4 protein-coding genes are annotated in these 12,116 nt (G+C 67.8%); 3 read left to right on the top strand and 1 reads right to left on the bottom strand.

Annotation, left to right across the window (positions count from 1 at the left end):
• Window positions 1-58 precede the first annotated feature (58 nt).
• Window positions 59-1,501 (bottom strand): multiheme c-type cytochrome, encoded by a 1,443-nt coding sequence (locus ACYQ2W_RS09580; protein WP_459865666.1) that lies wholly within the window; start codon window positions 1,499-1,501, stop codon window positions 59-61.
• Window positions 1,502-1,946: 445 nt separating this feature from the next.
• Between ACYQ2W_RS09580 and ACYQ2W_RS09575 the strand changes: the two genes are divergently transcribed.
• Genes ACYQ2W_RS09575 through ACYQ2W_RS09565 form a run of 3 tightly spaced genes read left to right on the top strand, consistent with a single transcriptional unit; the run spans window position 1,947 to window position 12,116 of the window.
• Window positions 1,947-3,653 (top strand): HAL/PAL/TAL family ammonia-lyase, encoded by a 1,707-nt coding sequence (locus tag ACYQ2W_RS09575; protein ID WP_459865664.1) that lies wholly within the window; start codon window positions 1,947-1,949, stop codon window positions 3,651-3,653.
• Window positions 3,640-5,523 carry a long-chain-fatty-acid--CoA ligase gene (locus ACYQ2W_RS09570; RefSeq protein WP_459865662.1) on the top strand — a complete coding sequence of 628 codons (1,884 nt, stop codon included), beginning with the start codon at window positions 3,640-3,642 and terminating at the stop codon, window positions 5,521-5,523. The genes ACYQ2W_RS09575 and ACYQ2W_RS09570 overlap by 14 nt, the downstream gene beginning before the upstream one ends.
• Complete coding sequence (locus ACYQ2W_RS09565; protein ID WP_459865660.1) at window positions 5,520-12,116, top strand: SDR family NAD(P)-dependent oxidoreductase; 6,597 nt, start codon at window positions 5,520-5,522, stop codon at window positions 12,114-12,116. The genes ACYQ2W_RS09570 and ACYQ2W_RS09565 overlap by 4 nt, the downstream gene beginning before the upstream one ends.

Raw genomic sequence — 12,116 nt, 5'->3', positions numbered from 1 at the left:
GGCGGGAAAAGCGTGCTCGAAACACGGCGGCCCCGGACGGGGCCGCCGCGGTCATCGACTACTTGTAGCGCGCCTTGAACTCCTCCGCGGCCTTCTTCCGCTGCGCCGCCTCCTGCGGGTCCATCTTGTTCAGGTACCAGCGGTGGTCACGGCTGTTGAGCACCTCGTCGATCTTCGCCTGCAACGCCTTGGCCGCCTGCTGCTTGGCCGCATCCCCCGAGTGCTCGCCCTCGCGCACCAGCTCCTCCAGCTCCGGGATGAACTCCGAATAGAAGTTCTTCGCCAGCTCGTAGGTGCCGTGCCAGTGGGTGTAGTCGGGCCCCATCATCGAGGCGGCATGACGGGCGCGCCGGCCCTCGTGGTGCCACAGCTCGAACCAGACGAAGTCGATCCGGTTGCTGAACTTGGCCGGCTTGAGCAGCGGCTTGGTCAGCGCCATCAGGGCCAGCCCCGGCTTGGCGAACTTCTCGTTGTAGAGGGTCACCAGCCCATCGTACTGGGTGTAGAAGGCGTCCACGTAGTCGCCGTTGTGGCAGTTGGTGCAGACGTCCTTCATCGCCTCGCGACGGTCGTCCCACGGCACGTCCTTGCCCGGCAGCCCCATCTTCGCGTCGGCCTTCTCCGGACGCACCGACACCGGCGGCCGGTTGTTCCAGGAGATGCGCATGCCCACGTCGTGGGTCACCGGCTGCTTCGGCGTCGCCGACATGTGGCAGGTGGCGCAGGTCGGCGCCGCGTCGTAGTCCTCGCCCACCACCCACTTCGGACGGTCGAGATTCATCTTGTCCTTGTTGGCGTAGAACTGGATGCCGTGCTTGGACTCGTCGTAGATCTCCTTCTGCGGGTGGTCCGGCCCGAGGTGGCACTTGCCGCAGTTCTCCGGATTGCGCGCCTGGGCCACCGAGAAGCGGTGACGGGCGTGACAGGCGGTGCAGGAGCCCTCGGAGCCGTCCGGATTGATCCGCCCGATACCGGTATTGGGCCAGGTGGCGGGATCGAGCTCGCCGTCCTTCAGCACCTTCACCTGGGAGCCGTGGCACTGCCAGCAGCCGTTGACCGCCGCCGCCGAGACCCCCTCGGGGAAGCCTGCGGTGACCATCCCGTTGTTGCCCTCGACCACCTCGGCCAGCAGGTTGTCGAGCGAGCCGAGGATGCGTCCGGCCTTCGAGTGGTGGGAGGCGGCGAACTCCGCGTTCTCCTGCTCGTGGCACTGCGCGCAATCCTTTGGCGAGACGATGATCGAGATATGCACCTTGGTCTTCTTGCCGTCGTGGATGAAGGCGTCCTTGTCCTTCGCATCGGCCTTGTGGCACTCGTAGCAGCCCACGTTGGCCCGGTAATGCTTGCTTCCCCCCCAGTGCTGGACGATCCCCGGCGTCTTCTTCTTATGGCAGGCGACGCACTCCTTGGAGGTCTCCGACAGCGTCTTCGGCGCCTTGTCCACCGCCGCCTGGGCGGCCCCGAGGAACCCCCCCTGAACAAGCAGCAGGAGACCTCCCACCAACGAAACTCCCCATCCCTTTTTCATGATCCACCCTCCCCCAAAAATCGTCGGGTATTTCGACCCGACCACTCTGCCCCGACCCCGCCACGAACCACCTTGACATAACTCAAGAAACGGGGGTGCCGGCATCCGGGGAGTCGGTAAACCGAAAGGATCACGGGAAATGGAAAACGATAACCTCCGCTTGACCAAAAATTCGAACCGCGCCGCCGCAACACGAGCTCGTCATCGAAAATAAACAATCCGCAAAATAGATATCGATGAAGAACACATTCATTGTATATCACCCCATTCTGTGAATGGATCGAATGACAACTGGTGTGACAAATCCCGGCACCGAATTCAGTCGAAAGATCGTGTTGACCGCACGTAGGGGCTTTGGGATAGTGAGCGGCATTTCACGGAAGTCTTACGTTTAGAGAGAATGGACGCAGAGTCACGCATGAGTATCGACAATCGAGTCCCCCCTGCACGATTGCCGGAAGCCCCCGCTACACAAAATCCCGTCACCGTCTGCGGCAACCATCTCACCATCGACGAAGTCGTGCGCGTAGCACGCCACGGTGGAAAGGCCCGGCTCACCGATGACGAGGTAGTGCTACAGCGAATACGGGCCTCCTGCGACTACATCGTCCAGGCGGTCGAGGCCGAGGAGCCGATCTACGGAGTCACCAGCGGCTTCGGCGGGATGGCGGACATCACCATATCCCGCGAAGAAGCCACCGAACTGCAAAACAACCTGCTGTGGTTTCTCAATAGCGGCGCGGGAACCTACCTCCCCGCCAGGCACGTACGCGCCGCCATGCTGCTGCGCGCGAACGCCCTGATGAGCGGCATCTCGGGGATCCGCCTGGAGATCATCCAGCGCTTCATCACCTTCCTGAATGCGGGGGTCACCCCCAAGGTCCGTTCGCTCGGTTCCATCGGCGCCAGCGGCGACCTGGTACCGCTGGCCGCCATCGGCGGTGCGGTCACCGGCCTGGACGCCTGTTTCAAGGTGGACTTCGACGGCGAGGAGACCGACGCGCTGAGCGCGCTGGAGCGGCTGAAGCTGCCGCGGCTGCGCCTGGCGCCGAAGGAGGGGCTGGCGATCGTCAACGGGACCTCCGTGATGACCGGCATCGCCGCCAACTGCGTCGACGACGCCCAGACCCTGCTCGCCGTCTCCTTCGCCGCCCACGCCTTGATGATGCAGGGCCTGGGGGCGACCAACCAGACCTTCCACCCCTTCATCCATCGCCACAAGGCGCATCCGGGACAGCTCTGGAGCGCCGCCCAAATGCTCGAACTGCTCTCCGGTTCGCAGCTGGTCAGGGACGAGTTGGACGGGTGTCGCCAGCACGTCCACGACGAACTGGTGCAGGACCGCTACTCGCTGCGCTGTCACCCTCAATACATGGGACCGATCGTCGACGGCCTGCGCCAGATCGTCCGGCAGACCACCACGGAGATCAACTCCGTCACCGACAATCCACTGATCGACGCCGAGACCCAAACCAGTTATCACTGCGGCAATTTCCTCGGCCAGTACATCGGCACCGGCATGGACCAGTTGCGCCACCACATCGGCCTGTTGGCCAAACACCTGGATGTGCAGATCGCGCTCATGGTGTCACCGGAATTCAACGGTGGGCTGTCAGCCTCCCTGGTGGGCCAAACCGGCCGCAAGGTCAACATGGGATTGAAGGGACTGCAGATCACCGGCAATTCGATCATGCCGCTGTTGACCTTCCTGGGAGCGCCGCTGGTCCACCACTATCCGACCCATGCCGAGCAGTTCAATCAGAACATCAACAGCCAGGGATTCGGCTCGGCCGTCCTCGCCTGCCAGTCGATCGAACTGTTTCAGCAGTATCTGGCCGTCGCGCTGCTGTTCGGCGTGCAGGGGGTCGATTTGCGGACCCATGCCAAGAGCGGCCACTACGACGCCCGGGAGTGCCTCTCTGCCGCCACCGTCCCGCTCTATGACGCGGTACACGAGCTGCTGGGACGCTCCCCTTCGCGAACCAGGCCCTATATCTGGAACGACAACGAGCAGGACCTCTCGTCGCACATCGCGATCATCGCCGCGGACCTCGCCGCCGACGAAAGCCGCATCGCTCTATCCGTCAAGAACACCGTGGAGGCGTTGAAGCATGAATATCGCTGACAACCTGGAACGCGGCGCGCGACTTTTTCCCGAACAGGCGGCGTTGCTCTTCGAAGGGAAGCGATACAGTTATCGGCTGTTGAACGAACTCGGCAACCGCATGGCCAACGGATTGCGCAAGTTGAACGTCGCCCGCGGCGACCGCGTGGCGCTGTTCCTGCCCAACATCCCCGAATTCGCCATCGCCTACTTCGGCATCCAGAAAGTGGGGGCGATCGCGGTCTCCCTGAACGCCTCCCTCAAGAGCGAGGAGGTCCGCTTCATCGCCGACGACTGCGGCGCGGTCGCCCTGATCACCACCGAGACCCTGGCCCCCAACGTACCGCGGGAGGAGCTGGAACATCTGCGGCACCTGCTGATCGCCGAAGGCCGGGCCGCGGAGGGCACGGAGTCGCTCGCCGAGTTGCTGGAAGGCTCCTCACCGACCGCCCACTGCGCCGAGATGCAGCGGGACGACCCGGCGGCCATTCTTTATACCTCGGGTACCACCGGCTTTCCCAAGGGGGCGACCCTCTCCCACGGCAACGTCATCTCCAACACCTACTCGTTCGTCCACAACTGCGGCGTCAAGCCGGACGACACGCTCCTGCTGTTCCTGCCGCTGTTTCACTGCTTCGGACAGAACGCCATCCTCAACAGCGCGCTATGCGCCGGCGCGACGATCGTCATGCAGCGCAAGTTCGCCCCCGAGCAGGCGATGCGCGCCATCGTCGATGAGCAGATCACCCAGCTCTATGCGGTCCCGAGCGTATTCATCTCCCTGTATGAACACGCCAGCGCGGAGGAGATGGGCTCCATACGGTATTACTTCTCCGCCGCCGCCGGCCTGCCCGAAGAGGTCGCCATCCAGTGGCACGAAAAATATGGCCGGGTCATCCATGAGGGTTACGGACTGACGGAGACTTCGCCCTTCGCCAGTTACAACCACTTCCTCAAGTTCAAGTCCGGTTCGATCGGCATGCCGATCGAGAACGTGGAGATGAGAATCGTCAATTTCGACGACCAGCCGGTGCCTCCCGGCGAGTTGGGTGAAATCATCATTCGCGGTCCCAACGTCATGTTGGGCTACTGGAACCGCCCGGCCGAGACGGCGGGCGTTCTCAAGGAGGGATGGTTCCACTCCGGCGATATCGGCAGGATGGACGAAGAGGGATATTTCTATATCGCCGACCGGGTCAAGGACATGATCAATGTCGACGGGATGAAAGTATATCCGGTGGAGATCGAAAATATCCTCTACCAACATCCTGCGGTTTCGGAAGCGGCGGTCTACGGGATACCCGACACGCTGTTGGGGGAGCAGGTCAAGGCGAACATCGTGCTCAAACGCGAGCACTCCGCAACCGAAGAGGAGATCATCGCCTTCTGCCGGACGAAGATCGCCGACTTCAAGATCCCGACCTCGGTGACCTTCGTCGACACCCTCCCCAAGAACCCCACCGGGAAGATCCTCAAGCGGGTCCTGCGGGAGAAGCACCAGCGGCCGTCCGACTCGCCCGCCGCCGCGCAGCCGGCCGTCTTCTCCGTCGGCGAGATCCAGGAGTGGCTGATCCGCTGGCTGCTCGACAACCTCGACGTCGAGCGGGAGGAGATCCAGCTGCGACGCTCCTTTGTCGAGTATGGCCTGACCTCGATATTGGCGGTGAAGCTGACCGACGAGCTCGCCGGCTGGCTCGGACACACCCTGCCGGCGACCACCACCTGGAGCTATTCGAGCGTCGAATCGCTCTCCGCCTACCTCTGCGGGAAGTTCGCACCGGCCCCCTCCGCCGAAGAGGGCAAGGAGCGTTTGAAGCAGCTCTCCGACGGCGAGCTGGCCGACCTGCTCGCCGCGGAGATCGGCGGCGAGAAGACGGGAGGGGGGGCATGAGTTCAGCGACGGAGGGAGCCGACTACCGCGCGCTGTTGGAGAGCGCCTTTCTCAAGATCAAGGAGCTGCGGGCCCAGCTGGAGGCTCAGGAGGGCCAGACCCCGCCGAACGCCGAGCCGATCGCGATCGTCGGCATGGGGTGCCGCTTTCCCGGCGACGCGGACACCCCGGAGAAGTTCTGGCAACTGCTCGCCGACGGGGTGGATACGGTCACCGAGGTCCCGGCCGAGCGCTGGAACGTGGACGACTGGTACGATCCCGATCCGGAGGCGCCGGGCAAGGTCTACACCCGTAGCGGGGCCTTTCTGCGGGAGATCGATCGCTTCGACCCCTCGTTTTTCGACATCTCCCCCCGCGATGCGTTGAGCCTCGACCCCCAGCAGCGCCTGCTGCTGGAGGTGAGCTGGGAGGCGCTGGAGAACGCCGCATTGGCGCCGTCGCGCCTGCGCGGCAGCCGGACCGGCGTGTTCATGGGCCTGTTCATGCTCGACTACGGCGAGCTCGACTTCTGGCAGGGGGGCGCGTCGAAGGTCGACGCCTACAACAGCCTGGGCATCCTGCGCGGGATGGCGGCGGGCCGCCTCGCCTACCTGCTCGACCTGCACGGCCCGGCGATGCAGGTGGATACCGCCTGCTCCTCCTCGCTCTTGGCGGTGCATCTGGCCTGCCAGAGCCTGCGCCTCGGCGAGTCGGAGGTGGCGCTGGCCGGCGGGGTCAACCTGACGCTCGCCGCGGAGGTACTCGCCGGCCTGTGCAAGATGAAGGCGGCGGCGGTCGACGGCCGCTGCAAGAGCTTCGACGCCGCGGCGGACGGCTACGGCCGCGGCGAGGGTTGCGGCGTCGTGGTGCTCAAGCGCCTCTCCACCGCGCGGGCCGACGGCGACCGGGTGCTGGCGGTGATCCGCGGCTCGGCCGCCAGCCACGACGGGCGGAGCAACGGTCTCACCGCGCCCAACGGCCTCGCCCAGGAGCTGGTCATCCGCGAGGCGCTGGCCAACGCCCGCGTCGAACCGCAGCGGATCCAGTACGTGGAGGCGCACGGGACCGGCACCCCGCTGGGCGACCCGATCGAGATCTCGGCCTTGAGCAACGTCCTCTGCCAGCAGCGGGGGGACGGGGAGCCGCTGCATATCGGCACCGTCAAGAGCAACATGGGGCACCTGGAGTCGGCGGCCGGCATGCCCGCGCTGATCAAGACGGTGCTGGCCCTGCAACACGGGCAGATCCCGCCCAACCTCCACTTCAACACCCCCAACCCGCGCATCCCGTGGGACGACCTGCCGATCCGCGTGCCGGTGGCGCTGACCCGCTGGCCCGAGGCCGGGTCGGCGGGGCGACTGGCCGGCATCAACTCCTTCGGGATGACCGGGACCAACGTCCATCTCATCGTCGAGGAGGCGGTGGGCGCACTGCCGCGGGACGACCAGCCGCTCGACGGCGAACGGCCGCTCCAGCTTCTCGCGCTCTCCGCCAAGGACGAGGCGGCGCTGAAGGCGCTCGCCGCACGCTACCGGGACCATCTCGACGGGCACCCGGAGATCGACCTCGCCGACCTCTGTTTCACCGCCAACAGCGGGCGCGACCATTTCGCGCAGCGCCTGGCGGTGACCGCCTCCTCGCCGGCGCAGCTGCGCGACGAGCTGGCGGCCTACGCGGCCGGCGCGGCCTCCACCGGGTGGCGTCGCGGCTGCGCCGCCCTGAACGCCCCGGAGGTGGTCTTCCTGTTTACCGGGCAGGGCGCCCAGTACCCGAACATGGGGCGCGAACTCTACCGGAGCAGCCCGCTGTTTCGCCGCGTCCTCGAGCGCTGCAACGAGATCCTCCTGCCCGAGCTGGAGGTCCCCCTGCTCGACCTCCTCTACCCGGCGGACGACGCGGATCCTGCAACGTCGCTGCTGGACGAGACGGCCTACACCCAGCCGGCGCTGTTCGCGCTCGAGTACGCCCTGGCCCAACTCTGGCGGTCGTGGGGCATCCAGCCGGCGGCGGTGATGGGGCACAGCGTCGGCGAGTACGTCGCCGCCTGCGTCGCCGGGGTGTTCAGCCTGGAGGAGGGCCTGAAGCTGATCGCGGCCCGCGGGCGCCTGATGCAGGGCCTGACCGAGCGCGGCGGCATGCTGGCGGCGATGCTCGACGAGGGCGCCGCCGAGGCGCTCGTCGCCGAGCATGGCGGGGCGCTCGCCATCGCCGCGCTCAACGGTCCGTCCAGCGTGGTCCTCTCCGGTCGGAGCGAGGCGCTGGCGGCGGTGGCCGCGGAGCTGCACGGGCGCGGCGTCCAGAGCAAGCCGCTGCGCGTGTCGCACGCCTTCCACTCGCCGTTGATGGAGCCGATGCTGGAGGAGTTCCGGCGCGTCGCGCAGGCGGTAAGCTACGCGCCTCCGCAGCTGAGACTGATCTCCAATCTCAGCGGCGATCCGGCCACCGCGGAGGTCGCCAGCGCGGAGTACTGGTGCCGGCACATCCGCCAGCCGGTGCGCTTCCGCGACGGCGTGGAGACCCTCCATCGCCTGGGGTACGGGGTCTACCTCGAGATCGGTCCCAAGCCGGTGCTCTCGGGCATGGGGCGGCAGTGCCTGCCGGAGGAGGCGTCGATCGCCTGGCTGCCCACCCTGCGGCCGGGGCGAACGGACTGGGAGTCCCTGCTGGAGAGCCTGGGCGACGGCTACCTGCGGGGCCTGGAGATCGATTGGGCGGCCTTCGACCGGGAGTATCGCCGGCGCAAGATCGACCTGCCGACCTACCCCTTCCAGCGGGAGCGCTTCTGGATCGACGCGCCGGCGAGCCGCGAGAAGAGCGGCCGGCTGGGCGCCCTGATCGACCAGATGATGCGGCTGCCGTGGCAGAACCAGATCCTCTTCGAGTGCCGCTTCGGCGTCGACCGCCTCCCCCTCCTCGCGGACCACAAGGTCTACGGCGCGATCGTCTCGCCGGCCGCCTGCCAACTGTCGATGGTGCTGAGCGGCATGGCGCTGGCCTTCGATTCGACCCGGCCGGGGACGATCGAGGACATCGTCTTTCCCCAGCCGTTGAGCGTCCCGGACGATCCGCAGGAGGCTCCCACCGTCCATCTGGTGTTGACCCCCGAGGAGGGCGACGCGCCGCGTTCCACCTTCCGGCTGATCAGCTTCCACGGGGGGCACCCGCAGGAGAAGCCCGGCACCCACGCCAGCGGCGTGATCGATTTTCCCGCCGGTGAGGAGCGCGAAGTCGCCCTGGAGTCGTTGCAACAGCGCTACCCGGAGGCGGTCGACGTCGCCTCGATCTACGCCGCGGCGGCCCAGCGCCAGATCCTCCTGGGCCCGGAGTTCCGCTGGCTGTCGCGCCTCTGGCGGGGCGCCGACGGGGCCTTGGGGAAGCTGCGCGCACCGGCCACCCTCGGCGGCCTCACCGACTACGTATTGCACCCGGGAATCCTGGACGCCTGTTTCCAGGTGGCCGGCTCGACGGTCAACGACAGCGAGACCCGCCTCCCCTTCGCCATCGAACGGTTCCGTCTCCATCGGCCGGCCAGGGGACAGGAGTGGTGGTGCCACGCCGAGCAGCGCGGCGAGCAGAAGTGGGATATCGGGCTGTTCGACGCGGACGGCCGGCGGGTGGCGGAGATCGTCGGCTTCGAGGTGCGCTCGGCACCGCAAGGGCTGTCGCAGTCGCTCTACGCCCTCGCCTGGGAGCAGGCGCCGCTGGAGAACGGCGGCCCGGAGCAGGAGGCAATGCACCCCGCCTCGGCGGCCTGGGTCGTCTTCGGCGCGGATCGTCCGCTGACCGCGGCGCTGGTCGACCGGCTGGGCGCGCTCGGCCGGCGGGTCGTCCTGGTGCAGGCCGACGCCCCCGCGGACGTGGCGGGAGACGGCGATGTGCGGCGTGTGACCATCGATGCGGAGCGCCCCGAGGCCTATCGACAGCTGTTGGCGGGCGTGATGAGCGACGGAGGGTGTGCCGGGGTGGTCTACCTGTGGGGCATGGAGGGCCCCCCGGCGGCGGCCACCCCGATCCCGCAGCAGACGGTCGAGCTCTCCACAGGACTGCTCCACCTCACCCAAGCCATGGCGGAGCTGGAGAGCGGCGCCCGGCTGTGGCTGGTCACCCGCGGCTGTCAGCATCTCGCCCCGCCCGAGGCCGGCGGAGAGGGTGCGCCGGCGGACCTGGCCGATGCCGGCCATCGCGCCAATCAGGGCGCCCTGTGGGGACTGGCGCGCACCGTCCACTACGAGTATCCCCAGCTCCACTGCGGCTGCATCGATCTCACCGCGGAGACGCCGCCGGAGGCGACCGCGTGGGTCGACGAACTGCTGGCCGAGGGGCCGGAGAACCAGCTCGTCTACCGCGGCGACCAACGCCACGTCGCCCGCCTGCTGCCGTGGAAACCCGCGGCACAGGCCGCGACCCAACCCCAGCAGGCGAGGCTGGCCGAGTACGGCGCCATCGACCATCTCCAACTCGTCCCGTTGCAGCGTCGAGCGCCGGGCCCCGGCGAGGTCGAAATCGAGGTCCGGGTGGCCGGGCTGAACTTCCGCGACGTGCTCAACACCCTCGGGATGCTCCAGCAGTACTACGCCGAGTCCCTGGACATCCATCAGGCGCGGGACATCCCCCTCGGCTTCGAGTGCGCGGGGGTGGTCGTCGCGGTGGGCGAGGGAGTGACGGGGCTGGCGGTGGGCGATGCGGTGATGGGGACCGTGCTCGGCAGCCTGGCCGACTACGCGGTGGCCTCGGCGGAGCTGCTGGCGCCGATCCCCGCCGGGATGAGCTTCGAGGAGGCGGCGACCATTCCGCTCGCCTTCCTCACCGCCTGGTATGCGCTGAAGCGGGTGGTCGACCTCCAGCCGGAGGAGCGCATCCTGATCCACGCCGCCGCGGGGGGCGTCGGCCAGGCGGCGGTGCAGATCGCGCGGGCCACCGGCGCGGAGCTCTTCGCCACGGCGAGCCCGCCGAAGTGGGAGTTCCTGAAGGGCCAGGGGGTGACCCATGTGATGAACTCGCGCACGCTCGACTTCGCCGAGGAGGTGATGGCGCTCACCGACGGCCGGGGCGTGGACGTGGTGCTGAACAGCCTCACCGGGGAGGTCATCGAGCGTAGCCTGTCGCTGCTCGGCGACGGCGGACGCTTCGTCGAGATCGGCAAGCTGGAGATCCGCTCGGCGGAGCAGGTGGCGGCCCGCCACCCCGGGGTCCGCTACTTCTCCTTCGATCTGGCCGACGCCATCGCGCAGGATGAGCGGCTGCTGCCGCAGATGTGGCGGGAACTGCTCGAACGGTTCGCCGACGGCCGGCTGCAACCGCTGCCCTACAAGCCCTTCGCCAAGGCGGAGATCGGTGACGCCTTCCGCTACATGCAGCAGGCGCGGCACCTCGGCAAGGTGGTGCTCACCTTCGCCCGGGATGGCGGGGCCGCCAACGCCCTGCCGCTCAAGGCGGAGGCGAGCTATCTGATCACCGGCGGCTTGGGCGGGCTGGGCCTGCACATCGCCAGGACGCTGGTGGAGGGCGGCGCCCGCCAGCTGGTGCTGAGCGGCCGCCGCGACCGGCCGTCCGCCGACGCCGCGCAGGCGATCCGCCAGCTGGAGGAGGACGGCGCGACGATCCATATCGTGGCGGCGGACATCGGCGACCCGGAGGCGGTGCGCAGCCTGGTGGAGCGTTGCCAGGAGATCGCGCCGCTGAAGGGGGTGGTGCACGCGGCGGGGGTGCTCGACGACGGCGTGCTGGGGCAGCAGAGCCGCGCCCGTTTCGAGAAGGTGATGGCGCCCAAGGTGGCGGGCAGCTGGTACCTGCACCAATCCACCCAAGGGCTGCCGCTGGATTTCCTGGTCTGCTTCTCCTCCGTCGCCTCGCTCCTCGGCTCCCCCGGACAGGGCAACTACGCGGCGGCCAACGGCTTCATGGACGCCCTGATGCGCCAGCGGCGCGACGGCGGCCTCCCCGGCATCGCCATCCACTGGGGGCCGTGGGGCGAGGTCGGCATGGCCGTGGAGCAGAAGCAGCGGATGCAGGCCCAGGGGATCGGCCTCATCGCGCCGCAGCAGGGGACGTCGATCTTCACCTATCTGCTGGAAAACGATGCGACGGGCATCGGGGTGCTGCCGGTCAACTGGTCACGCTACCCGACCACCCTGCCGCTGCTCGCCCATCTGCAGGGGGACGCCGCGGAACCCTCCGCCGCCGAGCCCGCCGACGCCTTCCTGCAGCAGTTGGAGTCCGCGCCGCCGGAAGAGCGACTTGCCCTGCTAGAGGGGCATCTGCAAGAGCAAGTGGCCCATGTGCTGGGGCAGCGCGATCACCAGCGCATCTCCACCGCCGACCCGTTCTCCGCGCTGGGCGTCGATTCGCTGATGAGCGTGGAGCTGCGCAACCAGCTGCAGAAGAGCCTCGGCGGCCACCACCTGCCCGCCACCATCGTCTTCGACTACCCCTCCATCGCGGCCCTCGCCGCCCACCTGTTGCAAGAGATCGTGCAGACCCCGGAGCCGACCGCCGAGGCGGCCCCCGCCGAACCGGATCGGCCCGCCGCGGAGGCGGCCGTGCCGGCCGGCGACGCGGTGGCCGATCTGTTGTGGCAGGAGTTGATGGAAATCGATACCGAGAAGGAAGCGTGA

It is taken from the genome of Endothiovibrio diazotrophicus (assembly GCF_054657215.1).
The sequence above is the reverse complement of the archived record's forward strand: the minus strand, read 5'-3'. Positions and strand labels throughout refer to the sequence as shown.

What these genes read in the sequence shown, in the direction of transcription:
- ACYQ2W_RS09575 (WP_459865664.1), top strand. Translation starts at nt 1,947, where the DNA reads ATGAGTATCGACAATCGAGTCCCCCCTGCACGATTGCCGGAAGCCCCC.
- ACYQ2W_RS09570 (WP_459865662.1), top strand. Translation starts at nt 3,640, where the DNA reads ATGAATATCGCTGACAACCTGGAACGCGGCGCGCGACTTTTTCCCGAA.
- ACYQ2W_RS09565 (WP_459865660.1), top strand. Translation starts at nt 5,520, where the DNA reads ATGAGTTCAGCGACGGAGGGAGCCGACTACCGCGCGCTGTTGGAGAGC.